This is a genomic window from Amycolatopsis sp. PSD-21 (assembly GCF_055561455.1).
Genome location: NZ_CM145712.1, coordinates 4,869,678 through 4,894,627, shown reverse-complemented (window position 1 = coordinate 4,894,627; position 24,950 = coordinate 4,869,678). Strand labels below are relative to the sequence as shown.

Annotated in this window: 22 protein-coding genes; 12 read left to right on the top strand and 10 right to left on the bottom strand. The window is 68.9% G+C overall.

Going from position 1 to position 24,950, the window contains the following annotated elements:
• Nucleotides 1-42: 42 nt before the first annotated feature.
• From ACZ1DY_RS23120 to ACZ1DY_RS23105, 4 genes are read left to right on the top strand one after another with little or no spacing between them, the layout of a single operon-like run.
• Complete coding sequence (locus ACZ1DY_RS23120; protein ID WP_257486462.1) at nucleotides 43-1,365, top strand: M20/M25/M40 family metallo-hydrolase; 1,323 nt, start codon at nucleotides 43-45, stop codon at nucleotides 1,363-1,365.
• Nucleotides 1,365-2,255: an alpha/beta fold hydrolase gene (locus ACZ1DY_RS23115; protein WP_465480802.1), complete on the top strand. Its 891-nt coding sequence runs from the start codon at nucleotides 1,365-1,367 to the stop codon at nucleotides 2,253-2,255. Before ACZ1DY_RS23120 ends, ACZ1DY_RS23115 begins: the two co-directional genes overlap by 1 nt.
• Before the next feature lie 31 nt (nucleotides 2,256-2,286).
• Nucleotides 2,287-2,883: a winged helix-turn-helix domain-containing protein gene (locus ACZ1DY_RS23110; protein WP_465480801.1), complete on the top strand. Its 597-nt coding sequence runs from the start codon at nucleotides 2,287-2,289 to the stop codon at nucleotides 2,881-2,883.
• A complete protein-coding gene (locus ACZ1DY_RS23105; protein ID WP_257486464.1) occupies nucleotides 2,884-3,630 on the top strand; it encodes an SRPBCC family protein in 747 nt (248 codons plus the stop codon).
• Between the two features lie 174 nt (nucleotides 3,631-3,804).
• Here the strand turns inward: ACZ1DY_RS23105 and ACZ1DY_RS23100 are convergent, their stop codons facing one another.
• From ACZ1DY_RS23100 to ACZ1DY_RS23090, 3 genes are all read right to left on the bottom strand, one after another.
• Entirely contained in the window at nucleotides 3,805-4,026 is a 222-nt protein-coding gene (locus ACZ1DY_RS23100; RefSeq protein WP_016334446.1) for a DUF5703 family protein, read from the bottom strand.
• The gene (locus ACZ1DY_RS23095; RefSeq protein ID WP_126733122.1) at nucleotides 4,023-5,036 is read right to left on the bottom strand and encodes a YncE family protein; all 1,014 of its coding nucleotides are present in this window, start codon (nucleotides 5,034-5,036) and stop codon (nucleotides 4,023-4,025) included. Before ACZ1DY_RS23095 ends, ACZ1DY_RS23100 begins: the two co-directional genes overlap by 4 nt.
• A gap of 113 nt (nucleotides 5,037-5,149) precedes the next feature.
• The gene (locus ACZ1DY_RS23090; protein WP_185927109.1) at nucleotides 5,150-6,115 is read right to left on the bottom strand and encodes an aldo/keto reductase; all 966 of its coding nucleotides are present in this window, start codon (nucleotides 6,113-6,115) and stop codon (nucleotides 5,150-5,152) included.
• 137 nt (nucleotides 6,116-6,252) lie between these two features.
• On the opposite strand from ACZ1DY_RS23090, the gene ACZ1DY_RS23085 reads away from it, so the two are divergent.
• The 4 genes from ACZ1DY_RS23085 (at nucleotide 6,253) to ACZ1DY_RS23070 (ending at nucleotide 11,056) form a co-directional block, all read left to right on the top strand.
• A complete protein-coding gene (locus ACZ1DY_RS23085) occupies nucleotides 6,253-7,299 on the top strand; it encodes an LLM class F420-dependent oxidoreductase (protein ID WP_465480800.1) in 1,047 nt (348 codons plus the stop codon).
• Complete coding sequence (locus ACZ1DY_RS23080) at nucleotides 7,299-8,138, top strand: undecaprenyl-diphosphate phosphatase (RefSeq protein WP_034318569.1); 840 nt, start codon at nucleotides 7,299-7,301, stop codon at nucleotides 8,136-8,138. Before ACZ1DY_RS23085 ends, ACZ1DY_RS23080 begins: the two co-directional genes overlap by 1 nt.
• Nucleotides 8,139-8,200: 62 nt before the next feature.
• Nucleotides 8,201-8,911, top strand: a complete 711-nt coding sequence (locus tag ACZ1DY_RS23075; protein ID WP_257486468.1) for a histidine phosphatase family protein — start codon at nucleotides 8,201-8,203, stop codon at nucleotides 8,909-8,911.
• Nucleotides 8,912-9,013: 102 nt separating this feature from the next.
• Nucleotides 9,014-11,056: a M3 family metallopeptidase gene (locus tag ACZ1DY_RS23070; RefSeq protein WP_257486469.1), complete on the top strand. Its 2,043-nt coding sequence runs from the start codon at nucleotides 9,014-9,016 to the stop codon at nucleotides 11,054-11,056.
• 48 nt (nucleotides 11,057-11,104) lie between these two features.
• Here the strand turns inward: ACZ1DY_RS23070 and ACZ1DY_RS23065 are convergent, their stop codons facing one another.
• The gene (locus tag ACZ1DY_RS23065) at nucleotides 11,105-12,328 is read right to left on the bottom strand and encodes an aminotransferase class V-fold PLP-dependent enzyme (protein ID WP_465480799.1); all 1,224 of its coding nucleotides are present in this window, start codon (nucleotides 12,326-12,328) and stop codon (nucleotides 11,105-11,107) included.
• Here ACZ1DY_RS23065 and ACZ1DY_RS23060 point away from each other — a divergent pair.
• A complete protein-coding gene (locus tag ACZ1DY_RS23060) occupies nucleotides 12,327-13,709 on the top strand; it encodes an aminotransferase-like domain-containing protein (protein ID WP_465480798.1) in 1,383 nt (460 codons plus the stop codon). The two genes, ACZ1DY_RS23065 and ACZ1DY_RS23060, sit on opposite strands and share 2 nt — an antisense overlap.
• A gap of 18 nt (nucleotides 13,710-13,727) precedes the next feature.
• On the opposite strand, the gene ACZ1DY_RS23055 is transcribed toward ACZ1DY_RS23060, so the two are convergent.
• Both ACZ1DY_RS23055 and ACZ1DY_RS23050 read right to left on the bottom strand, forming a co-directional pair.
• Nucleotides 13,728-14,354 (bottom strand): hypothetical protein, encoded by a 627-nt coding sequence (locus ACZ1DY_RS23055; RefSeq protein WP_465480797.1) that lies wholly within the window; start codon nucleotides 14,352-14,354, stop codon nucleotides 13,728-13,730.
• Between the two features lie 70 nt (nucleotides 14,355-14,424).
• The gene (locus ACZ1DY_RS23050) at nucleotides 14,425-16,224 is read right to left on the bottom strand and encodes a right-handed parallel beta-helix repeat-containing protein (protein ID WP_465480796.1); all 1,800 of its coding nucleotides are present in this window, start codon (nucleotides 16,222-16,224) and stop codon (nucleotides 14,425-14,427) included.
• Nucleotides 16,225-16,312: 88 nt separating this feature from the next.
• Here ACZ1DY_RS23050 and ACZ1DY_RS23045 point away from each other — a divergent pair, with 88 nt between their 5' ends.
• Nucleotides 16,313-17,182: a TetR/AcrR family transcriptional regulator gene (locus ACZ1DY_RS23045; protein WP_465480795.1), complete on the top strand. Its 870-nt coding sequence runs from the start codon at nucleotides 16,313-16,315 to the stop codon at nucleotides 17,180-17,182.
• A 48-nt stretch (nucleotides 17,183-17,230) separates the two neighbouring features.
• On the opposite strand, the gene ACZ1DY_RS23040 is transcribed toward ACZ1DY_RS23045, so the two are convergent.
• Nucleotides 17,231-17,464 (bottom strand): DUF397 domain-containing protein, encoded by a 234-nt coding sequence (locus ACZ1DY_RS23040; RefSeq protein ID WP_126733114.1) that lies wholly within the window; start codon nucleotides 17,462-17,464, stop codon nucleotides 17,231-17,233.
• On the bottom strand, nucleotides 17,454-18,323 hold the full coding sequence (locus ACZ1DY_RS23035; RefSeq protein WP_257486475.1) for a helix-turn-helix domain-containing protein: 870 nt from the start codon (nucleotides 18,321-18,323) through the stop codon (nucleotides 17,454-17,456). Before ACZ1DY_RS23035 ends, ACZ1DY_RS23040 begins: the two co-directional genes overlap by 11 nt.
• A 336-nt stretch (nucleotides 18,324-18,659) precedes the next feature.
• Between ACZ1DY_RS23035 and ACZ1DY_RS23030 the strand changes: the two genes are divergently transcribed.
• Nucleotides 18,660-19,757, top strand: a complete 1,098-nt coding sequence (locus tag ACZ1DY_RS23030; protein ID WP_465480794.1) for a HesA/MoeB/ThiF family protein — start codon at nucleotides 18,660-18,662, stop codon at nucleotides 19,755-19,757.
• A 5-nt stretch (nucleotides 19,758-19,762) separates the two neighbouring features.
• Here ACZ1DY_RS23030 and ACZ1DY_RS23025 read toward each other — a convergent pair whose 3' ends face one another.
• Nucleotides 19,763-20,635 (bottom strand): helix-turn-helix domain-containing protein, encoded by an 873-nt coding sequence (locus ACZ1DY_RS23025; protein WP_465480793.1) that lies wholly within the window; start codon nucleotides 20,633-20,635, stop codon nucleotides 19,763-19,765.
• Nucleotides 20,636-21,223: 588 nt separating this feature from the next.
• On the opposite strand from ACZ1DY_RS23025, the gene ACZ1DY_RS23020 reads away from it, so the two are divergent.
• Nucleotides 21,224-22,357: an SWIM zinc finger family protein gene (locus ACZ1DY_RS23020; RefSeq protein WP_465480792.1), complete on the top strand. Its 1,134-nt coding sequence runs from the start codon at nucleotides 21,224-21,226 to the stop codon at nucleotides 22,355-22,357.
• On the opposite strand, the gene ACZ1DY_RS23015 is transcribed toward ACZ1DY_RS23020, so the two are convergent.
• On the bottom strand, nucleotides 22,340-24,790 hold the full coding sequence (locus ACZ1DY_RS23015) for a DUF6493 family protein (protein ID WP_465480791.1): 2,451 nt from the start codon (nucleotides 24,788-24,790) through the stop codon (nucleotides 22,340-22,342). The genes ACZ1DY_RS23020 and ACZ1DY_RS23015 overlap by 18 nt on opposite strands.
• Between the last annotated feature and the right edge of the window lie 160 nt (nucleotides 24,791-24,950).

The window sequence follows — 24,950 nt, the reverse complement described above, 5'->3', positions numbered from 1 at the left end:
TGGCAGCGGGTCGACAGGCTCCGCCAATGGTAGGAATGCCTGGTGACCGAACCGAATTTGATCGAAGCAGCCGCCGAAGAGGCAGTCACCCTCACCAGTGAACTGATCCGCATCGACACGACCAACACGGGTGACCCGGACACGCTGGTCGGTGAACGTGCCGCGGCGGAGTACGTCGCCGAGAAGCTCACCGACGCGGGCTACGAGATCACCTACGTCGAGTCCGGCGGCAAGAACCGCCACAACGTGATCGTCCGGCTCCCGGGCGCCGACCCGTCGCGCGGCGCGCTCCTGATCCACGGTCACCTCGACGCCGTTCCCGCCGACGCCTCGGAGTGGTCGGTGCACCCGTTCTCCGGCGCGATCCAGGACGACTACGTCTGGGGCCGCGGCGCGGTCGACATGAAGGACATGTGCGGCATGGCGCTCGCGCTGGCCCGCCACTACAAGATCAACGGCATCGTCCCGCCGCGTGACCTCGTGTTCGCGTTCCTGGCCGACGAAGAGGCGGGCGGCAAGTACGGGGCGCAGTGGCTGGTCGAGAACCGGCCCGAGCTGTTCGAAGGTGTCACCGAGGCGATCAGCGAGGTCGGTGGCTTCTCGATCACGCTGAAGGACAACGTCCGCGCGTACCTCATCGAGACGGCCGAAAAGGGCATCCGCTGGATGAAGCTGCGGGTGCGCGGCACGGCCGGCCACGGCTCGATGATCCACCGCGACAACGCCGTCACCAAGCTGTCCGAAGCCGTCGCGAGGCTGGGCAACCACCGCTTCCCGCTTGTCATGACCGACTCCGTCCGCGAATTCCTGGACGGCGTCACCGAGATCACCGGCTGGGACTTCCCCGAGGACGACATCGAGGGTTCCGTCGCCAAACTCGGCAACATCTCCCGGATGATCGGCGCGACCCTGCGCGACACGGCGAACCCGACGATGCTTACCGCGGGCTACAAGTCGAACGTCATCCCGTCCGTCGCGGAGGCTTCGGTCGATTGCCGGATCCTTCCCGGCAGGCTGGAGGCGTTCAACGCCGAACTGGACGAGATCCTCGGCCCGGACATCGAGAAGGAATGGATGGAGCTGCCGCCGGTCGAGACGACCTTCGACGGCGCACTGGTCGACGCGATGACCAACGCGGTCCTCGCCGAGGACCCGGGCGCTCGCACGCTCCCGTACATGCTTTCCGGCGGCACCGACGCGAAGTCGTTCCAGTCCCTCGGGATCCGCAACTTCGGGTTCGCCCCGCTGCAGCTGCCCGCGGACCTCGACTTCTCGGCGCTGTTCCACGGGGTCGACGAGCGGGTCCCGGTCGACGCGCTGAAGTTCGGCGTGCGGGTACTCGACCGCTTCCTCCGTTCTGCCTGATGCCCGGTCTGCTGGCCGCCGACGGAACACCCCTGCACTTCGAGCGCTGGGGTGATCCGTCGGCGCCGGTGACCGTTGTGCTCCTCCACGGGTACGCCCTCGACAGGCGAAGCTGGCGTGCCATCGCGCCGGTGCTGGCCGAGGCGTCTACGGAGGAGCCGCTGGCCGTGGTGGCCTACGACCAGCGCGGCCACGGCGAATCCGGTGAGGTCCGGGCCTCGTCGGCGACCATGGGGCACCTCGCCGACGATCTGGCCGAGGTACTCGAGAAGGTGGTCCCCGGCGGCAAGGTGGTCCTGGTCGGCCATGACATGGGCGGCCTCGCGATCCTGTCGCTCGCCCAGCGCCATCCGGACGTCTTCGCGGCGCGGGTGGCCGGAATCGGGTTGCTCGCCATGTCGGCGGGCGGTGTCACACCGGACGCGATCTGGCCGAACGCGCTCGGGAAACTCGGCCGCGACCTGGAGATCGTCTTCGGGACGAAGCTGATCGGCCTGGTGCGGGAGCATACGAGCAAGGCGGTGACCGCCGGGCTGCGGTGGTGGCTCTTCGGCGACGACCCGGTGCCCGCCGACGTCGAACTGACCGTGCGGATGATCCGCGGCAACTGGCCACAGACGGTCTCCGCGTTCCGCCCCGCGCTGGACGCCTACACGCGGGAATCGGCGTTGTCGCAGGTCGGGGCGGTGCCGGTGACGGCGATCGTGGGGGAGCGCGACAAGCTCGTGCCGACGGCGGACGTCGAGGAGCTGGCGGGCGCGGTGGAGAACGGGACGGCCGTGGTCCTACCTGGCGTCGGGCATGTCGTCCCGCTCGAGGCGGCCCCGCAGGTGATTCCCCGTCTTCTGGCGCTGGCGAACCAGGCTCGCCGACAACACGGACTGTCTTGACAAGTTCTGTTTTCGGTGACACCGTCTTGGCATGTTCTCCGTTGCGGTGATCGAGGACGCGGAAGCGGCCGAAGTGTCGCTGGATCCGGTCCGGGCCAGGCTGCTCGCCGAACTCGCCGAACCGGCGTCGGCCACGATGCTGGCCGCGCGGGTGGACCTGCCGAGACAGAAGGTGAACTACCACCTTCGCGCGCTGGAGAAGCACGGGCTGGTCGAGCTCGTCGAGGAGCGGCGGAAAGGCAACGTCACCGAGCGCATGATGCGCGCGACGGCGTCTTCGTACGTCATCTCGCCGACGGCGCTCTCGGCCGTGCAACCCGATCCGGCCCAGTCACCCGACCGGCTGTCCGCGCGCTGGCTGCTCGCCGTGGCGGGCAGGCTGGTGCGCGACGTCGGCCTGCTGATCACCGGCGCGACCAAGGCGCGCAAACGGGTCGCGACCTTCGCGATCGACGGCGAGGTGCGGTTCTCCTCCGCCACGGACCGGGCCGCGTTCGCCGAAGAACTGACTGTCGCGATCACGAACCTGGTGAGCAAGTACCACGACGAAGGCGCCGAACAGGGCCGGGACCACCGGATCGTCGTCGCCGTCCACCCGAGCGTCCGCACCGAGCCCGAGGAGCGCTGAATGGGCCACGAATTCGAGATCACCGACCGCGTCGAGGTCGACGCGACACCGGAACAGGTCTGGGACGCCATCGCGACCGGGCCGGGGATCACGTCGTGGTTCATGGGGCGCAACGAGGTCGACGGAGGCGTCGGAGGAACGGTGAAGACCGCTTTCGGCGGCTTCGAACCCACCTCGGCGATCACGTCGTGGGACCCGCTGGAACGGCTCGTCTACGGCACGGAACCCGCGCCGGACGGGCGCTTCGTCGCCTACGAGTTCCTCATCGAGGGCCGCTCCGGCGGCAGCACCGTGCTGCGGACCGTGACGAGCGGCTTCCTGCCCGGCGACGACTGGGAAGACGAGTTCGAGGCGATGACCGCCGGCGGTCAGCTGTTCCTCCGCACCCTCGTCGAGTACCTCAACCGCTTCGCCGGCCGGAAGGCCGTTCCGGTGACGGTGTTCGGGCCGATGATCTCGGACTGGGACAGCGCTTGGCCGACGCTCGGCCGGGAGCTCGGCCTGGCCGGGCGGCCGGAGACGGGGGACCGGGTCCGGCTGTCCACCGGACCGGTGTCCACTGTGGACGGCGAGGTCTACTTCACGAACGCGCAGACGGTCGGGATCCGGACCGAGGACGCGCTACTGAGGTTCGTCCGAGGCTTCGCCGGGCCGATGTGCGCGATGCATCACCTGTTCGGCGACGTCGACTCCGCGGAACAGGACGCGCTCTGGGCCGAGTGGCTCGGCCGGGTGTTCAAGGGCTGAAAGGTGTGGGCGGCCACGGGGGCCTCCGACTGTGGACCTGGACCTGCGGCAGGAGCCGCGGCGGCTGTACATGAAGGCCCCCTTCCTGTACCTAGGCGCAAGGAAGGGGGCCTTCATGTACTTCAGGCGAAACGCACCCGCCTGAATGACCATGCGGGGAAAGGCCCCTACAGCTCAAGTGATGAGGCCGGGCAGGGGTGTGGCGGTGCGCTTGCGGCGCAACCACACCCTCCGCGTCCCATCGGAGTAGAGCCGGACGGTCGACAACTCCCAACCGGCGAACTCGGCGTGGATCGACAGCTGCGTCGCCGCCGCACGCCGGGAAACACCGGGCGGAAGCTGCAACCGCCGGTACTCCCAATCCCCTTCGACCACCGCCTCGTCCACGACTGTCATGGCGTGATCACCTGGATCCCTTCTCCGATGGCCGAGCCGACGACCACACGGCCGCTCTGCTCGTCGACGGTGACCGAATCTGGCTGCCGCACGGTGGGGAACCGGTGCTTCTCGATCGGTTCGCCGCCGCGGACGTCGAAACCGACGACCTCGTTGCGTCCGGTGAGCGTGACCCAGGCGAGGCCACGGGTGCGGTCGTAGGCGATGCCGTACGCGCCGCCGGGAACGGGATAACGCTGGCGCAGCAGCAACGGCGTCGTGGAGAACGCCAGCAGCGCGCCCGCCCGCGCGTCGGTGACGAAGACGCGGCCGAGATCGTCGGTGACGGCGTTGGCCGCACCGTCGCCCGCCCGCAGGCCCTCGCCGATCTTGCCCTCGTCGAGGTCGACGGCGAACAGGGCGGTGCGGAGCTTGTCGAGGACGACCACGCCGTCGCCGGTGTTCAGCACGTCGTCGGCGCTGTAGATCTGGCCGGTGATGGTCTTCGGTCCCGCGTTCTTCGACAGCACCTCGACGGCCTTGCGGTCCCGTACCGAGACCAGCGTCGCGTCACCGGCGGCGAGACCGGCAGACGGCTGCCCCGCGACCGGGACCGTCTCCAGCGCGCCACCGGGCAGCGAGACCTTCGCCAGAAGGCTCTTGCCGGGGACACTGGCGAGCACCTGGGATCCGGAGACGGTGAGCCGCTCGGCCGGGCCGGGCAGGGCCACGGTCGCCTTCGGGGCGTCCAGGGCGGCGAGATCGTAGATACGCAGCGACGGTGGCTCCGAAACGGCGACGACCAGCGTCTTGCTCGCCTCGTCGGTCACCAGCGCCTTCACGCCAGGCGTCGCGAACACCGACCCCGCGGGCTTGACCGTCACCGCGGGGGAGACCGCCGCGGTCGCCGCGACGGGGTTCTGCACGATCTGCAGGGTGTCGTTAGGTGTGTCGTCCGTACTACAGGACGAGAGCACCAGGACACCGGCGAGCGGGATCGCGATCCGGGAAACGGCGGACAGCCGACCCACCTTGGTGCCTCCACCTGCTACTCGTCGTACGGACCTGTCCAGCATCCTCCACGAACTCCACCACGTCACGTCCGCTTCACCCAACAGTCACCTGATCCAGTATTCGAGACGGCTCACAGGCCGCGTTCCGGGTACCCGACCTCGATCGCGCTGACGTCGTCGAGCGCCGAACGGATGGCGGGCGGGAGGGTGATCTCCTCGGCCGTGAGCGAACCGGTCAGCTGACCGGTGTCACGGGCTCCGACCACGGGCGCGACCACGCCGGGCCGGTCGCGGACCCACGCCAGCGCGACGGCCAGCGGCGACGTCCCGAGGCCGTCCGCGGCCGTCGCGACCGCCTGCACGATCCGGGCGGCGCGATCGGTCCGGTGATGTTCGACATAGCCGGCGAAAACACTCGAAGCACCACGCGAATCGGCGGGTGTCCCGGTGCGGTACTTGCCGGTGAGCACACCCCGGCCGAGCGGTGCCCACGGCAGGAGCCCGATGCCGTGGTGCTCCGCGGCCGGGACGACTTCGCGGTCGACCCCGCGCTCCAGCAGCGAGTACTCGACCTGCGTCGAGACCAGCGGGGCGACGGCGGAGCTGCGGGCCGCGGCGGTCGCGAGCTGCCAGCCCGAGTAGTTGGAGACGCCGACGTAGCGGACCTTTCCGCAGGTCACGGCGTACTCGAGGGCGGCGAGCGTCTCGTCGACCGGCACGGTGGTGTCCCACGCGTGCAGCTGCCAGAGATCGATGTGGTCGGTGCCGAGCCGCCGGAGCGAGCCGTCGAGCGCGCTCAAGAGGGCACCGCGCGAGGCGCCGCCACCGAACGGGCCGTCGGTGCGGCGGGCGACGGCCTTGGTCGCGAGCACGATGTCGTCCCGGGGGACGAGGTCGCCGAGCAGCGCACCGAGGACGCGTTCGCTCTCGCCCTCGCCGTAGATGTCGGCGGTGTCGACCAGGGTGCCCCCGGCGTCGACGAACGCGACCAGCTGGCTGGCCGCCTCCTCCGAGTCGGTGTCGCCACCCCACGTCATGGTCCCGAGGGCCATCCGCGAGACCCGAAGTCCCGACCGGCCGAGCTGTCGCTTTTCCACGACGGGCGAGCCTAGCCGGAAGGCAAGTGCGGGACGCGGAGCAGGTGAGCGTGTCGTGATCGAGTACCACCGTGCGGGTCATCGCCGTGTCAACACCCTGAACGGAGGAGTGACTCTCCGGTGGATACATTCACGCCGTGCGACTCGGACTGAACTTGGGCTATTGGGGCGCGGGGAACGACGCGGCCAACCTGGCATTGGCGAAGAAGGCGGACGAACTGGACTACGCGGTCGTCTGGGCCGCGGAGGCCTACGGGTCGGACGCGCCGACAGTGCTCTCATGGGTGGCGGCGCAGACCTCACGGATCGACGTGGGCAGCGCGGTGCTCCAGATCCCCGCGCGGACGCCGGCGATGACCGCGATGACCGCCGCGACCCTGGACACGCTTTCGGGCGGCCGGTTCCGCCTCGGCCTGGGTGTCTCCGGCCCGCAGGTCTCCGAGGGCTGGCACGGCGTGAAGTTCGCCTCGCCGCTGGGCCGCACCCGCGAATACGTCGAGATCGTCCGCAAGGCGCTGAGCCGCGAGCGGGTCCGGTTCGACGGCGACCACTTCCAGCTGCCCCTGCCGGGCGGGCCCGGCAAGGCGCTGACCCTGACCGTGCACCCCGTTCGCGATGAGATCCCGGTGTACCTGGCCGCCATCGGCCCGAAGAACCTCGAGCTGACCGGCGAGATCGCGAACGGCTGGCTGCCGGTGTTCTACTCGCCCGAACACGCCGGTGAGCAGCTGAAGCTGATCCAGGCCGGGGCGGACAAGGCCGGGCGCACCCTCGACGGCTTCGACGTCGTGCCCACCGTCCCGCTCGTGGTCGGTGACGACTGGAAGGCCTGCGCCGACGCGGTCCGCGGCTACGCGGCGCTGTACATCGGCGGGATGGGCAGCCGGGAGAAGAACTTCTACAACCAGCTCGCCTGCCGGATGGGCTTCGAGCGCGAAGCCGCCGACGTCCAGCAGAAGTACCTGGGCAGGGACTACGAGGGCGCCATGAAGGCCGTTCCGCTGGAGTTCATCGACGCGACGTCGCTGCTGGGCCCGAAGGAGCGCATCGCCGAACGGATGCGGGCCTTCGCCGGGTCCGGCGTCACGACGCTGACCGTCGCGCCCGCCATGCCGGATCCGGAGGGCTCCGCACGCGCCCTCGAGATCGCGGCCGAGGCGATCGAAACGGCCGGTGTCGCCTGATGGGCTGGTTCGAAGCGCTGGTCCTGGGTCTCGTCCAGGGCCTGACCGAGTTCCTGCCGATCTCCTCCAGTGCGCACCTGCGGATCACCGCGGCGCTCGCCGGCTGGGACGACCCGGGCGCCGCGTTCACCGCCGTGACCCAGATCGGCACCGAACTCGCGGTCATCCTGTACTTCTCGGCCAAGATCGGGAAGATCCTCCGCGCCTGGTTCTTCTCGATCTACAAGAAGGACTGGCGCCAGGACCCCGACGCGCGGCTGGGCTGGCTGATCATCGTCGGCTCGCTGCCGATCGTGGTATTGGGCCTGCTGCTGCAGGACGCCATCGACGAAACCTTCCGTGACCTGCGGATCACCGCGACGACACTGATCGTGTTCGGCCTGATCCTCCTGGTGGCCGACCGCATCGGGAAGCAGCAGCGGACGCTCGACCACCTGACCGTGCCGCACGGCCTCGGCTTCGGGTTCGCCCAGGCGCTGGCGCTGATCCCGGGTGTCTCGCGTTCCGGTGGCACCACCAGCGCCGGGCTGCTGCTCGGCTACACCCGCGCGGAGGCGGCGGAGTACTCGTTCCTGCTGGCGCTGCCTGCGGTGTTCGGCTCGGGGCTGTACAAGCTGACCGACATCGGCAAGGACGGCGCCCCGGCGCAGTGGGGGCCCACGATCCTGGCGACGCTGGTCGCTTTCGGCGTCGGGTACGCCGTCATCGCCTGGCTGATGTCCTACATCAAGACCAAGAGCTTCGTGCCGTTCGTGATCTACCGGCTCGTGCTCGGCGTCCTGCTGTTCGTGCTGATCTTCACCGGTGTCCTCGACCCCGGCGCGGGTCCGCACATCTGATCCCGCGCATCCAGAGGTCGAAACGCAGGGGTGGGCAAAGCACGACACGTAGGGTGGGCCACGTGAGTACTGTGATCCTTCTGCGCCACGGCAAGTCCACGGCGAACGGTTCGGGCGTCCTTGCCGGGCGCACGCCCAAGGTCGGCCTGGACGACACCGGCCGGGCGCAGGCGGCCGCGCTCGTTGAGCGCCTGGCGCCGGTCCCGCTCGCGGAACTGGTGGTCTCGCCGATGCTCCGCTGCCGCCAAACGGTCGCGAAGCTGGCCGAGGCACGCGGTCTGGACAAGCTCAAAGAGCCCGGTTTGTCCGAAGTGGACTACGGCGAATGGACCGGACGCGCGCTCAAGGATCTGTTCAAGGAACCGCTGTGGCGGGTGGTGCAGGCGCATCCCTCGGCCGCGGTCTTCCCCGGCGGGGAAGGGCTCGCCGAGATGCAGGCGCGCGCGGTCGCCGCCGTTCGCGCGCACGACGCGAGGATCACCGCGAAGCACGGCGAAAACGCGGTGTGGCTCTTATGCAGCCATGGCGATGTGATCAAGGCGATCCTCGCCGACGCGCTCGGCCAGCACCTCGATTCCTTCCAGCGGATCGTGGTCGACCCGGCGTCGGTCTCGGTCGTCCGGTACACCGAGACTCGTCCGTTCGTGTTGCGCGTCAACGACAACGGCGGCGACCTGGCCGGTATCGCCCCACCCGAACCCCCGACCAAAGCCAAGCGCGGCAAGGGAAAACGCAGCTCCGACGCGGTGGTGGGCGGTACCACCGGAGCGTGACCACTTCCGCTGTGGCGTCACCGCCACGGACGGCATCCACCGGCCCCTCGCTGCCCGTAAGGTGGCCAGACCAGCAGTTTCGACGACCCGGGAGCAACACCGATGATTTCGCAGGACAACCCGTTCGCCGCGCCGAGTGAGCTGCCCTACGCCCTTCCGCCGTTCGACCGGATCGCCGACGAGCACTTCCTTCCCGCCTTCGAAGCGGGCCTGGCCGAGCACGCCGCGGAGATCGAGGAGATCGCCGGTTCGGCCGAGCCGCCGACCTTCGAGAACACCATCGTCGCGCTCGAGAAGTCCGGCAGGCTGCTGTCCCGGGTGTCCAGCGTGTTCTTCAACCTCGCCGGGTCGAACGCGAACGACGAGATCCAGCGCGTGCAGGCCGAGATGGCGCCGCGGCTGGCCGCGCACGCCGACGCCATCAACCTGAACCCGGCGCTGTTCGCCCGGATCAACTCCCTGTTCGAGCGCCGGGACGAACTCGGCCTCGACGCCGAGTCGCTGCGTCTGCTGGAGCGTCACCACACCGACGTGCGCCGTGCCGGCGCCGGACTTCCCGAAGCCGACCAGAAGCGCCTGCGCGAGCTGAACGAGCGGATTTCGACGCTGTCGACCCGGTTCCAGCAGAACCTGCTCAAGGACACCAACGAACTGGCCGTGGTCGTCGACGACGTCGCCGAACTCGCGGGACTCGGTGAGGACGAGATCGCCACGGCGGCCGAAACCGCCGGCGAGGAGGGCAAGTACGTCCTCAAGCTGACCCTGCCGACCGCGCAGGCCGCGTTGGCGTCGCTGGAAGACCGCGCGCTGCGCGAGCGGATCTTCACCGCGTCGGTCTCCCGTGGCAACCGGGGCAACGAGTTCGACAACAACGAGGTCGTGGCCCAGCTGGTCCGGTTGCGTGCCGAGCGGGCCGCCGTGCTCGGCTTCCCCGACCACGCCTCGTACGTCATCGAGGACGAGACCGCGAAAACCGCCGAGGCCGCCGTCGGTCTCCTGGAGCGGCTCGCGCCCGTCGCGGTCGCCAACGCCAAGACGGAGGCCGAAGAACTGCAGCGGTACCTCGAAGCCGACATCCCCGGCGCGGTCCTGCGGCCGTGGGACTGGGCGTTCTACGCCGAACGCGTCCGCAAGGACCGGTTCGAGGTCGACACCGCCGCGCTGCGCCCGTACTTCGAGCTGAACCGGGTGCTGACCGACGGCGTCTTCTTCGCCGCGTCCAAGCTGTACGGCCTGAGCTTCACCGAGCGGGAAGACCTGCCGAAGTACCACCCCGAGGTCCGGATCTTCGAGGTCTTCGACGCCGACGGCGCGGAACTCGGCCTGTTCCTGCTCGACTACTACGCCCGGGACTCGAAGCGCGGCGGCGCCTGGATGAACAACTTCGTCGACCAGACGAGGCTGCTGGGTACCAAGACGGTCGTGGTGAACGTGCTCAACGTCGCCAAGCCGCCGGCGGGGGAGCCGACCCTGCTGACCTTCGACGAGGTCGTCACCGCGTTCCACGAGTTCGGGCACGCGCTGCACTCGCTGCTTTCGGACGTCGAGTACCCGATGTTCTCGGGCACCAACGTCCCGCGTGACTTCGTCGAGTACCCGTCGCAGGTCAACGAGATGTGGATGCTCTGGCCCGAGGTGCTGGCCAACTACGCCAAGCACCACGTGACCGGTGAGCCGCTGCCGCAGGAGCAGATCGACAAGCTCCTTGCGTCGCAGCAGTACGGCGAAGGCTTCTCGACCACCGAGTACCTCGCGGCGTCCCTCCTCGACCAGGCATGGCACGCGCTGGGCACCGAGGACAACGTCGAGGACGTCCAGCGGTTCGAGGCCGAGGCGCTGACCAAGGCCGGTGTCGCGCTGGAAGCCGTGCCGCCGCGCTATCGCACCACCTACTTCGCGCACATCTTCAGCGGCGGCTACAGCGCCGGGTACTACTCCTACATCTGGAGCGAGGTCCTCGACGCCGACACCGTCCAGTGGTTCCGGGAGAACGGCGGGCTCACCAGGGAGAACGGCGACCACTTCCGCCGCGAACTCCTCGGCCGGGGCGGCAGCGTCGACCCGATGGCCGCCTTCCGCGCGTTCCGTGGCCGCGACCCGGAGATCGAGCCGCTCCTGAAGCGGCGCGGCCTCGCGGGCGCCTGACCGTTCCGCCGCCTGGGCACCCCCAGTGTCCAGGCGGCGGAACCGCCCTCAGGCGGCCAGTTCGGCGACGGCCGCGGCCACGTCGTCCACCTCCCGTTCGGTGTTGTAGTAGTGCGGGCTCAACCGCAGGCACCAGTCGACGTCCTTGTCCCCGAAGTCGAACTGCGCGAACTCGCGGTAGCTGAGCGCGGAGTTGATCCGGCGGGCGTCCATCGCCTCCTTGAAGGGCACCGCTTCCCAGCCCTTGATGGAGAACGTCACCAGCGCGCCCAGCTCCGGGCCCCGGTCGAGCACTTCGACGCCGGGGATGGCGCCGAGCCCGTCCCGCAGTCTCGCCGCGAGCGCGGGGGTGCGCCGTGAGATCGCCTCCAGGCCGACCTCACGGGCGTACCTCGCGGCGGCGGCGCATCCGAGCACGGTGGCGTAGGGGAATTCCCATTCTTCGAACCGGGAAGCGGACTTCGCCGGTTCGTACGCGCCGGGCGCGCTCCAGCGGGCTCCGTGCATGTCGATGAACAGCGGCTCGTGCCCGGCGTCGAGGAAGCGGTCGGAGAGGTACAAGAACCCGGAACCTCGCGGACCGCGCAGGAATTTGCGGCACGTTGAGGTGAGCAGGTCGGCGCCGATCTCCTCGACGTCGACGGGGTACTGGCCGATCGACTGGCAGGCGTCGACCAGGTAGAGCAGGCCGAGGTCCCGGCAGTGCCGCCCGATCTCGGCGACCGGCTGGACGAGGCCGGAGTTGGTCGGGATATGCGTGGCGGCGACCAGCTTCGGCTTCTTGGTGCGCATCAGGGCCGCCATCGCTTCGACGTCGACACCGCCCTCCCGCGAGTCCGGCGCGTGCACGACGTCGACTCCGAAGCGCTTCCGCAGCGACAGGAACGCGATCTGGTTGGAGATGAAGTCGTTGCGGGTGGTGAGGACGACGTCGCCGGGCTCGAACCGGATCGACGACAACGCCGTGGAGTAGGCGTGGGTGGCGCTCGCGGCGAAGGCGATGTTGCGAGGCCGCGCGTTGATGAGCGCGGCGATCTCGTCGTAGAAACCGGTGACCTCGGCCGCGCGGGCCGCGGCGGCCTCGTATCCGCCGATCTCGGCTTCGAGGTTCAGATGATCGAGCATCGCGGCCAGGACCGGCTTCGCCAGAAGCCCGCAACCGGCGTTGTTGAAGTGGACGACCTTCTCGCTGCCCGGCGTATCGGCTCGCAGGGCTGGGACGTCCAGTAGTGATTCCGCCCGATTTCCAGTAGCACTATCATGTAGCTTCATGTCGGATAGTAGCACTTCCGCGCTCGTCGCCCAGCTGCGTTCCCTCGTCCGCTCGGCGGCCGCGGGGGAGAGGTTGCCCAGCAGCCGGGAGCTGATCGAGCGCTATCGGGTCGGTCCGGGAACGGTCTCTCGCGCGATCGCCCTGCTGGCCGCCGAGGGCACGGTCGTGACCCGTCCCGGGAGCGGAACGTACGTCGCGACGAAGCCGGCGGCCGCGGGCGAACCGCTCGACACGGCATGGCAAACGGTCGCGCTGACCGACCGCAGCGTCGACACCAGATCCCTCACCGGCGTCCTCGGCCCGCCACCGGAGGGCGCGATCCTGCTCGACGGCGGCTATCCGCATCGATCGCTGCAGGCGACTCGCTTCCTGGGCGCGGCATTGGCGCGGGCGGGCCGACGTCCGGACGCCTGGGATCGCGCACCCGCAGCCGGTCTGCCGGCGCTGAGGTCGGTGTTCGCCGGCCCGGCCGGTGCGTCACCGGAAGACGTCCTGATCACCGCCGGCGGGCAGAGCGGGCTGTCCATGGCGTTCCGTGCCATCGCGGCGCCTGGCAGCCCGGTCCTCGTCGAATCGCCGACGTACCCGGGGGCGCTCGCCGCCGCGCGGGCGGCGGGGCTCCGGCCGGTGCCGGTCCCGATCGACGACGACGGGGTCCGCCCGGACCTGCTGGCCGAGGCGTTCGCGATGACCGGAGCCCGGCTGTTCTACTGCCAGCCGGCCTTTCACAACCCGACCGGGACGGTGCTCGCGGCCGAACGGCGCACGCGGGTGCTGGACGTCGCCCGGGCGGCGGGCGCGTTCGTCCTGGAGGACGACTTCGCCCGGTACCTCTCCCACGGGGCCGCCGCGCCACGTCCGCTGATCACCGACGACCGGGACGGCACGGTCGTCCATCTGACGTCGGTGACCAAGGCCGCCGCGCCGAGCCTCCGGATCGGCGCGCTGATCGCGCGAGGGCCGGTGCTCGACCGGATGAAGGCGATCCGGCGGGTCGACGACTTCTTCGTCTCCCGCCCACTGCAGGAAGCCGCCCTCGAACTGCTCAGCGCGCCTTCGTGGGAACGGCACGTTCGAAGGCTCGGTTCAGAACTGCGGGAACGGTGCGTGAAAGCGGCCGCGGCGCTGGCGGGGAAGTGTCCTGAGTGGACGATCGCGCGGCTCCCCGAGGGCGGTCTGCACCTGTGGGTGCGGCTGCCGCCGGGGAGCGATGCGAACGCGCTCGCTCGCGTGGCGAGAGAGCGAGGGGTCGTGGTCGGGGCAGGGGAGAGGTTCTTCGCCACCGAGCCGTCCGGACCGTTCCTCCGGCTGAACTTCGCGGCCGCCGCCGACATCGCCGAACTCACCGAAGGCATCCGGCGCCTCGACCCGAATGTATAACGACCTATACGGCGTGGCTCAGGACAAAACCGCTTCGAGAAGCAGGTAAATACCACCGCCAAGGACGACGCCGGCCGCCGCTCCGGCCGTGACCTCGGCCTTGGTGTGATCGCCGAGTTCGACGCGGGACCAGCAGACCCAGCCGACGCCGAGGAAGAGGAGCGCGAGCCACGGGCCGTAGACGCGGATGAGCATCACGGCCGCGCCCGCGGCCACCATCGCGTGCATCGAGATCTTGAACCTCAGCCCGAAGGTGATCGCGAGCGCGGCGACCAGGCAGACGAGTTCGGCGGCCGCGAGCGCGATCATCTCGTGCGGGGAACCGCCGGCGACGAGGATGACGAATCCGGCGGCCAGTGAGCCGATGCAGACCGCGAACGGGACGAGCCGTCCGGCGCGATCCGTGACGTGGTGACTGTCCCACTTGCCTTTCCGGGCGCCGCGCACGATCACGGCCATCGGGATCAGCGAGCCGGTCACGCCGACAACGAGTCCCCACAGCACGGTCTCGCCGAGGTGGTGGCCGGTGACCTTCCAGGCGACGACCAGCGGCAGACCGAGCACCCAGACCCAGGGGGCGAGCACCTCGGTCGCGATCCGCGCGAGGCGGCGGGTCCCGGGAGCTTCCGTTGCCTGGGTGGGCATCGCGCGTGTTCTCCTCGTGAATCGTGGCCGGATCGGCTCCTGCCGGACTCGCGCCCGGCAGGAGCGGTGATCATCGTTCCAGACCGCGGCGCCCCGCTCGCGCGAGGATGTCGGCGGCGGCCGGATCGGCGCGGACGGCCTCGTCGAAGCCTTCCTTCGGCAGCACGGTGTTCCCGGCCACGGTCACCGTCTCGGGCGGGGTGTCGTAGCCGTCGGGCAGGACGTCCCAGAAGTTGCCGACGAAGGCGACGTTCTCCATCGGCGGGCCCACCTGGAGCACGATCGGGGTGTCGGCCCGGCAGACGATGTTGCCCAGCACGGTGATCCACGCCGCGCCGTAGTCGGCGTACAGCCCGAAGTTGTACGAGGTGAGGACGTCGCGGATCACGTTCCCGCGGACCAGCGCCCCGCCCGCGAACGACGAGCCCTGTGGGGCCGAGAGGTAGATCCCGCCGCCGTCCATCAGCTTCCCCATGCTGCGTTCGACGAGATTCGAGAGCACCTGGGTGGCCTTGGCCTTCTCGCCGCCGGTGATCACGATGCCGTTGTGCGGGACGTCGTGGATCTCGTTGTGGGCCACGGTGGTCTCTTCGGACTCGACGACGAGGACGGCGGGGGAGCCGCGGTACTCGGTGCCGATGTGGTGGACGAGGTTGTCCTCGATGGAGACCCGGGTACCGGCGTGGACGGCGATCCCACTGCCGGAGATCTCGTCGAAGACGTTCCCCCGGATGCCGACGTCGGCGCCACCCTCGATCAGGAGCGCTCCCGCACCGAGCCGGGTGAAGTGGTTGCCCTCCAAGGTGACCCGGTTCGCCGACGTGAGGCTGACGTTGGCGGGCAACTGGACCGGCTCGGCAGGCACATGGACGTAGCCCACGTCGGCGCCGAGGTCGATCTTCTGGAACTCGCCCCGCTCGTAGCGGGCGTTGCCGTGGTAGTGCAGGTAACCGCCGGTGCGGGCAACGCCGGTCCAGGTCGCGTCGGCGAAGGTGAAGCCACGCAGTACGAGGTCGTGCACGCCTTGTCCGGTGATGAGCGACTCGAGCATCGGGGCGACGACCCTGGTCTTGCCGATCTCCTCGCCGGGGCGCGGTCGGTAGTGGAGGACGTGGCCGTTCCCTTCGGTGCGGCTGACGGCGAAGGTGCCCGGTTCGGTCAGGAAGGCGACGTTGTTCTCGAGCACGGAAGGCGCGGCGAGCCCGTCCCAGGTGCCGTCTCCGCCCGCGCCGTACCACTTGGAGTCGTAGAGGGATTTGGCGTGGCCGAAAGCGGGCTGGCCCATCGTGACGGTGGTGGAGGTGGCGTCGCCGGTGATCGACGCGACCGCGAGGCGGGCTTCGGACCACGGGTAGACGCCGGGGTAGACGAACTCCAGACCCGACGGGTCCGGCCACGATTGCGGCTCCGTGCTGTCCGTGACGTAACCAGTCGCTGTTTTCGTCACGGTTCCGGGGAGGCCCTCGGTGCGGGCCGCTCTTACGGCGGGCCGGCCGTCCACGGTGAGCCGTCGCGGGGCGAGGGCTCCGATCGGTGCCGTCCAGATGCCGTCGCGGCCCGTCGTCCAGCCGGTGATTTCGCGGCCGCCGCTCAGTTCGACCTTCGCCTGTTCCGGTGTGCCGTAGCCGTCCGCCTGGTAGATCACGCGGAAACCGTTCGAGCCGGAATCGCCGAGTGCGTCGTCGAAGACAAGGGGTACCTCAAGATGGTGCACACCTGTGCCGAAGGTGACGATGACGTCGCCGGTCATTCCGGCGGTGACGGCGCGGACGGCCTCCTGTGCTGCTTTCGGGGTGCCGAACGGCCGGTCGGCGGTGCCTGCCCAGTCGTCTCTACCCTCGGGGGACACGAAGAACCTGATCTCGGGCATGCTCAAGCGCTCCTGTGGAGTGGTTTATGGGATATACTGAGGTTTATCAGCTAAACACGAACGAGCGACGAGCGTCAAGGGAGTGCGGGTGGCGGAAGACGACGCGCAGCCGGATCCGGAGCGTGCGATCGAGCTGCTGTGGGGGACTCCCGAGCCGGAGCGCCCGGGGTTGAGCCTCGGCCGGATCGTCGCGGCGGCCGTCGAAGTCGCGGACGCGGAAGGGCTGGCCGCCCTGTCGATGCGCAAGGTCGCGGAACGGTTCGGCACCACGACCATGTCGCTCTACCGGTACGTGCCCGGCAAGGCGGAGCTGGTCGAACTCATGCGCGACGCCGTGTACGGCAGGTTTCCGATGGGGCCTTCGGACGGGCTCGGCTGGCGGGCGGGGCTCGAACGGTGGGCGCGGCGAGCATGGGAGATGCATCGCCGTCACCCGTGGCTGGTCGACAGTGCCGGGAGCCGGCGGCTGCCAGGGCCGAACATCATGGCCGGATACGACCACGCGCTGGATGTCGCCTCACGGAGTGGTCTGGCGCCGGCGCAGGTGATCGCGGTCGTGAACCTGGTCGGCGGATTCGTGGAGTCCGTCGCGCGTCAGGCGGGGGAGACCGCGGAACTCCAGCGGCGCACCGGCGTGTCCCATGAGCGCTGGTGGAGCGAACGTGAGTCGCTGTTCGAGCGGATGGACGCCTACCCGGCCTTGGAGCGGCTGTGGAAGGACGGAGGGATGGACGCACCGCTCGACCCGTTCGAATTCGGATTGCAGCGCACTCTCGACGGCGTGCAGGCGCTGGTCGAAAGCCGGGGGCGTGAGGTAATGCGTGACGAAACTGAGCGCGGCGAGTGTGCCGTCTGTGGCAAGGAACTAGACGGCGGGGGGCGGGGCAGGCCTCGGGACTACTGCTCCAGGGCTTGCCAGCAGCGAGCCTATCGCCGCCGTCAGGCTGAGACTTCCTGAGGTGATCCGTCCCGCCGGTGGGAACCGGGCGGGACGGATCACGACCGGTCAGGAGAGCAGGTGGTCGAACTCGCCGTTCTTCGCGCCGAGAACGAAGGCCTTGATCTCGTGCGGTTCGAAAACAAGGACGGGGCTGTTCTCGCCGAGCTTCGAATCGCGAACGCCCACATAGCCCTTTACGGAGTCGTTGACTTCGACGCAACCGTTCGCGCCGGCGCTGTAGCTCGATTTCCACCAGCCGGAAAGGCCGAGCAGGGTGGGACGAGAAGAATCATTGTTCATTGAGTTCCCTTGCCAAGTTTTGAATGAAAGACCGTGTCCGACCAGGATGCTCCGCTTGTGCCTGTAGCCGTTCGAAAGTGCTGCGAAATCGGCGGAGGTCTTCGGTGTCCTCGTAATAGAGGCCTTCGCGTCGGTTCTCGACGTACACGGTTCCGGGATCACCGCCGAATTCGGACGGGTAGTCCAAAAGAATGAACCCGCCGTCCGAGGCGCCGTGGGCGCCCGCGGTGAAGGAGAGCACTTGAATGTCGATGTTCGGCCGTTCCGACAGTTCGATCAAGTGCTCCAGTTGATCACGCATGACCGCCGGCCCGCCTACTTGGCGGCGTAGGACGCTCTCGTCCAGGATCGACCAGATATGCGGTGCGTCCCCAGGGCGGTCCAATATCTCTTGGCGCGCCATCCGCAGGTCGACCATGGTTTCGAGTTCGGCCTTGTTGTTCCAGCGTCTGCCTTCTCTCATGATATCGAGCGCGTAATCACGAGTCTGGAACAAACCGGGCAGTACGACCAGGTCGACGGTGCTGATCCGGGCGGCACCGGTTTCCAGGCCCAAATAGAGGTTGAACCAGTCGAACACCCCGTGGTCGAAGTTGATCCACCAGTCGCGGCCGCGTTTCGCTCGTTTGGTCAGGTCGCGGAAGAACGGTGCCCGCTCGGGCACTCCGTAGAAATCGAGCAGGACTTCCAGATCGGCCGGTGCGGGCAGGTTTCGCGAGGTTTCGATATGTGCGATGACCGTCGTGGCCTTGCCGATGCGCTCGGCCGCGGCGGTCCGGTCGTAGCCCGCCGCTTCCCGGAGGCGCTTCATCTCGAGCGCGATCCAGCGCTTGATGGCGGTGGGGGTCAGCGTGCCCACGAACTGACCACCTCCTCAAGGTCTCGTCACGGAAGGTGACCCCAGTATCACCCGTATAGCGCAGAGAGAGCCCGTAGACCGAAGTGAATGTATAGCTCTACATTTAAGCCCTCTACATCGGGACAGTACTACATTGTAGAGCCGGGCCCGCCACTGGGCGGGTCGAAAACCGGGGAGGGGCGGACGCGATGGGTGAGGCCGCGGTGGTCCGGCCCCGTCCCGCTTGGTCGGGGGAGAGGGGGTGTCCGGCGATGATCGAGATCGTGATGGTGGAACGTGCTGACGCGATCCGCCACGTCTACAGCGGAGACAACGGTTGACCGAGGAGGGGTTCCGGTGCGTCCACGTATCAAAGACGAGCACCGCCCGGTCCGGTTCGGCGACGGTTGGATCCGGATCGGCGGGGAGGTGTTCGGCATCGCCGCCGAGTTGAGGGACTCGGACGGTGCCGTGTGGGCGTTACTGGAACTCCTCGACGGAACGCGAACGGTGAGCCAGGTCGTCACCGACCTGGCTCGTCTGGTTCCCGGCACCCGTCCCGATGAGGTCACAGCCGCCATCGAAAAGCTCGCCGAACTCGGGTATGTCGAGAACGCGGACGAGCCGACGTGCACCGACCTGACCGAGCGGCAACTCGAACGCCACTCGAGAAGCCGGTCGCTGTACCGGTGGATCGATCTGACGAGAAGAACGTCGAGCTGGGATTTCCAGGTCCTTCTGGCTCGCGCGCGGGTCGTGCTGGTCGGCGTGGGCGGCGTCGGGTGCACCGCGGCACTGGGGCTGGTCATGTCGGGCGTGGGACGCCTGCACTGCGTCGAACCGGACGTGGTCGAACTGTCCAATCTCGGCCGCCAGATCCTTTACACCGAGGAACATCTGGGCCTGCCGAAGGTGGACGTGGCGGTGGAAAGGTTGCGCGCGGCCAACTCGGACGTCGAGGTCACCGGCGAGCCGACGCGGATCGAGAACGCGGCTTCACTGCGAAGGCTGGCCGCCGACTGTGACGTCTTGATCATGACCGCCGATCATCCGCCGGAGATCCGGACGTGGACGAACCAGGCGTGCGCCTCGACCGGTACGCCCTGGGTGTACGGGGGTTACCACGGCCCGCAGGTCAATCTGGGCGTCTACCGCCCGGGCGCGGGGCCGTGTTACGAATGCGCGCGGCTCGCCGAGCGTGATCGCGACGCCGCGCGTCCGCCGCTGGCGACGTGGCGTCCGGCCGCGAGCCTGCCGGCGCACGCGGCCAACGCGGTGACGGCCGGTGTCGCGGGCAATCTGGTGGCGCACGCGGTGATGCGCCTGATCACGAACGCGCCGAAGCTGGCGCTGAACTGTCAGTACGGCTTCAGTCTCGCCACGATGGACCACAGCTTCGTCACCAGCCTGGAACGGCCGCACGCGGAGTGCCGGACGTGCCTGGCCGCCGGGTGACCGGGTCAGTCGTCTTCGGTCAGTCGTCGTGAGACGCTCCGGATCAGCCGGGCGGCCGCGTCGCCGGACAGCGCTTCGGCGTGCAGCGTGCCGAACATGTGCTCGTACAAGGCGATCTCCTCCGGATCCCTGATCAGGTGCTCGCCGGCGAACAGTTCCACCACGACGAGTTCGGCGTCGTAGATGCGGAATCCGTGCAGCGGCGCGATCGGCATGGCCTTGCTGAAGGGAAGGATGCGCAGGTCGACGGTGCGCAGGCCGGCGAGCGAGGAGAGCCGGTCCAGCTGGCCGAGCTGGGTGTCGAGATCGCCGACCCGGATCCACAGCGCGGCCTCGCCGATCACCAGCGGCATAGCCTTGCCCGGGTCGTGAAATTGCGCCTGCCGTTCGATTCGGACGGCCACCATGCGCTCGATGTCGGCATCGGCGGCGCCACCCGTACGTGCCGGGCCCGAGGGGAGTGCGAGCAGTTCTCGCATGAAGCCGGGCGTCTGCACGGGCCCGGGAAGCAGCGCCGGTTGGAACGTGGCGACGCGGCTCGCCCGCTGCTCCAGTTCGAGGACGGATCGCTGTTTGGCGGCGGCTCCACCGGGTTTGCGGAACTCGTCGCGGAACGACACCGATTCCACGCGGGCCCGTTTGAGCAGTTCGAGAACCGAGTCCTCCTGGTCGGCGGCGCCCGCCGCGGCGAGCCAGCCCGCGATGTCGTCACCGGTCGGGAACTGCACGGCCGTTTCGATCTTGGACACCCGTGATTGGGGCCAGCCAAGGCTTTTGGCGAACTGGTTGCCGGACAGGCCGGTGGCTGCCCGTAGCTCGCGGAGTTTCGTGGCGAGCCGGACGCGGTCGGAGCCGGGATGGGGCGACGAGGTGGGCATGATCTTCTTTCGCGGGGTCGAGGCGAAGTGGGCTCCTGCTCGTTGCGCGATCATGCTACTCCCACACGGGGCTAGAGCGCGAATAGTACACGAATAGCCGAATCAGACGAGGATAGTTGACGAATAGAATCGAGGAGCCGCGCTGGCCGGACTAGGGGAGGACCGATGTTCGCCAACTGGATCCAGATCGCCGAACTCGCACTGCTGCCACTGGGCTTTGGGATCGGCTACGCGGCGGGGCGGACCTGTCGCCGGGAGGAGCGGGTGTCCTTCCGTGAAGGGGCCACGATCACCCACCCCGGCTTGGTCGCGGAATATCAGCACCCGGCCCCGGGAGCGGGTGCCGGCTGGAGATCTGCCCGATAGGCCGAACCCAGGGGAGGGGAGCACCTCATACGGGTGAAGCCTCCGGGTGGGGGAGGGAGACGGCAGGCCCCGAAACCCGCGCCGGGGCCTGCCGTCGACGCCCTTGGATCGTCGTCTGTCAAGGTGTATAACGACCTATTCAGCATGGCATTGAAAAAGATCATTTCACCTAGCCAGAAAAGATCCGCAAGGACTGTCGGGGGCCCTGGCTAGGGTTGACGCGTGATCACCGAGGTCTTACTGGAGCAGCCCGAAGAAGATATTCGGACGCCAGTGCTTTTCAAGGGTTTCGTGGAACCGGGAGCGCAGGCGGCCCAAGCGCTGCTCGTGCTGGGGAAGGTCGCGCGCACCCGGTTCTGGATGCCGCCGTCCATGGTGAACCGGCTCATCGCCGAGTCCGATCCGGTGTTCACCGCGGACCGGACGACCCTGCGTGTCGAGGCCTTTTCCCCGTGCTGCGGGGTTTACGCCAGGCTCGATCTGCTGGACGTGGGTGACCTCGGCGAGGGCTGCACGAACGTCGATCTGTCCGACGCGACGAGGACCGTCCTCGCGGGAGTCGTGGCCCAGGATCCCTTGCACTTGACTGTTCGTGGTGAAGGAATCCGCCTTCGCACGCTGGACGGGCGGAACGACGAGTCCGTGGTGCCGCTGCCGGACCGCTGGGTGGCGGGATTCGCCGAGGTCGCCGCTGTCACGGAGGGTGCCGTCGAGAGGGCGAAGCTGGACAAGGCGGAGACGCGGAACTTCCTGAGGCGGCTTCCCACTGCCGTCGGCCGGTCGTGGGCGGTCGCGTCCGGCCGCGGGCTCCGGCTGACCTCACGGCCGGGACGTGACTCGATTCCGGCGACCGGACTGCATCGGCTGCGAGTGATCGAGCCCCTCGTCCGGTTCGCCAAAGGGCTGACCGTCTACACGCGACCGGACAGTGAGGTCGCCACCTGGGTGCTTCAGCTGGACCGAGCGCGGCTCGTCGTCACATTGTCGCCGGAGCCGTCCCGTGGTTTCTCAGGCGAAGGCGGCTGGCTGAACTCGCTGGCCGCCGGGCTCGAAGCGCCGGATCTCGTCGCGGGTCGCGCCGGTCACGACGTCGTCGACGGCACGTGGTTCCCGCGTGAACTCCCGAGCGGGAACGCTCCGGCGAACGGCCGCCTGGCGAAGGCCCGCGAGCTCGTTGCCGCCGGAGCCGTCCGGTTGTTGCCGGATGGCGGCTACGAGATCACGCGCGCCGGCTCCGTGCAACGCGTCCGGCTTTCGCCGGCCGGGTGCACGTGTGCGTGGTGGGCCAAGCATCAGGAGACCCGGGGCCCGTGTTCGCACGTCCTGGCGGCCCGGATGTCATCGGCGGAGTCGTGATGCCGCCTTCGCCGCTTTCGAACTGCCTTTGAAGCGGGCCAGCCATTCCTTCGTTTCGTCGCTGATCGTCCCCGCTCCGCGTTCCACGAGGTCCGCGGCGAGTTCCAGAAGCGCGAAGATACCGCGTCGCGCATGCTCCAGCTCCGGCAGCAAAGTGTCCAGTGTGGACAGAACGGCTACCGGGTGTTCGTTCGCGATGATCGAAAGCCGGGATGCCAGCCGGGGTGCGATGAGGTACGGGCCGAGCACTCCCAGTGCCGCGCCGAGCGCACGGGGGCCGAGCATCCGCCGGTCGAGGAGGGTCAGCACGGCGTCCGTGCCCAGTTGGACGGCGGTGGAGCGTTTCAGCGTGAGGGTGGTGGCGAGGAGCATCGTGCCGGGGAAGCCCGGGACCGAGGGGCTGTCCAGGAACGGGGGCAGTGCGGCCTTCTCCACGGGATTGCCGAATTCGGTGTCGTTGAAGAAGAGGTATCCGGCGACGGCGGCTTCGATGTGGTCCCGATCGTAAGGGGAGGCGACCGCTTCGTGGCATTCGGTGAAGCCGAGCCATTCGGTGGCCGGGCCGTCGAACGGCACGCCCAGCCAGGGAACTTTCGGCGAGGCCGCCTCCGGAGCCGGTTCGATGTCCAGTGTGGTCAGGTTGTGGCGGCCGCTGGGGCCGGCTTTCGCCGTCCAGGTGAGCGGTGGTCCGGGTTCTCCGCGGAGCGCGGCGGCGGGGTCGGCGGATTCCGGGTACCGGGCGCGGGCGGCGGCGAGGGCGATCCAGCCGGTTCTTCGGCCGGCCGGTCCGCCGAGCGCGTAGCGGATGTTGTCGGCGTGAGGTCCGGTGAGTTCCGAGGCGAGGGCGAGGGCTTCGGGCCTGGTGTCCGGGGCGAGTCTCAGGAGGGCGTCGACGACGTCGTCTTCGGCCGCGTCGGGGTGTTCGAGCATGCGGGAGACGAACACGACGGGATCGAGCCAGCCGCCTTGGTGGGTGGCGGCGGAAACGGGAGCGGCTGTGCCTTCGAGCAGGGCGGTGATCCGGTGGTGGAGCGGACGTCGCCAGTCGCCGACCTTGGGTGGGGGCGGAACGTCGTGGCCGGTGAGGCCGAGGACGAGGGTGGCGATCATCTTCGGCACGGCCGGGCTGTATCTCTGGGCGTCGATTCTGGCGGCGCGTTTCACCAGTGGTTTGAGGGCGTCCGGGAGTTCGTCCGCGACGCGGTGGGCGCCGTCGAGGGCGGCCAGGAGGAGGTCGGCTTGGTCGGGGTCGGCGAGCAGGGACGAGAGGGCTTCGGCGACCGCGGCCGGGGTGTCGGGGATGTCGAGTGGGATGGTCAGGGTCTTGCGCTGGTCCCATGGCGGTCGCGTGGGTTCCGGGTATTCGGCGGTCTCGATGGCGGGTGCCTGGTCGGGGGTGACGCCGAGCCGGGCGATGGCGAGAGCGCGGACGTCGGAGGCTTCGTGGGTGAGTGCCGCTTCGAAGACTTCGTCGGCGAGGTCGCTGAGTTCGGGCCGACGGTCGGCGATGCGGCCGGCGAGTTTGAGGGCGCGTTCGGCGGTGGTGGCGCCGCGCCCGGCCGCTGCCGCGGGGAGGTGCTGGAGCGCGACTTCGTCGTCGAGCGTGCCTTGTTTGTCCACAAGGGACAGTGCTTTGACGGCGAAGGAGACGGTGCGGGGGAGGCCGCTTCCGCACAGCCGGGCGTAGCGGTGTTGTGCCTTCGTGCGTTCCTCCGGGGTGGGGGCGAGCGCTTCGTGGAGCGCGGCGTACCACTGGGCGCGGAAGGCGGCGAAGTCGCGGGCGAGGATGTCCAGGGTGAGGTCGAGCAGCCTGGTGCGGTCGACTTCACCGGTCTTGGTGAGTTCGAGCAGCGCGGTGGACCATTTGTCCTGGTCGCGGACGTACTTGTCGAAGGCGGCGAAGCTGGCGTCTCCATTGCCTTCGATCGTGAGTAGTTCCCAGAGTTCGGTGAGGGCTTCGGGTTCGGTTCGGAGCCGCTCTGCCAGGGGTTTGCCCCCGAAGCGGCCGGCCCAGCGGAACCAGCCGGCGTGGTACTCGGGTGTCCGGACGGGTTCGAGGTCGCCGTCGAGGATCATGCGGCGGACGGCTTCCCAGGCGGTCTGGTGGCCGATGACGCGTAGCGCGATCGTCTTGCGTTCGGCGAGTGGCCGGTCCTGGAGGACACGTTCGAGGATCGTGGGTGAGGCGATCCAGAGTTTGGGGAGCAGGGGGTCGCTCGCGGGGAGGGCGGCCCAGAGCGCGGTGGCGGCTTGCTGGCCCCTGAGCGGGTTGCGGACGCCGTAGGTGTTGGGCTTGATCTCGATGAACTCGCTGCTGTCCTTGAACGCGGCCAGGAGTTCGGGGACGAGGGCTTTCCGCTCGGCGCGGGTGAGTGCGAGGACCCGGGTGAGGACTTCCGAGGGTTGGCCGGTGAGGAGCGCGTTCAGCTGCACTGGCTCATTGTGTCGTGAGTGGTGGGGACGGTCGGAGCCAACCGGGAGTTCGCGACCGGCGCGGGCCGCTGAGTGTCGCGAAAGCCACTTTCGGGACATCAGACGTCGTGAAAGTGGCTTTCGCGACATCACTTCGGGCCGGATTGCTCGCACCGGCGAT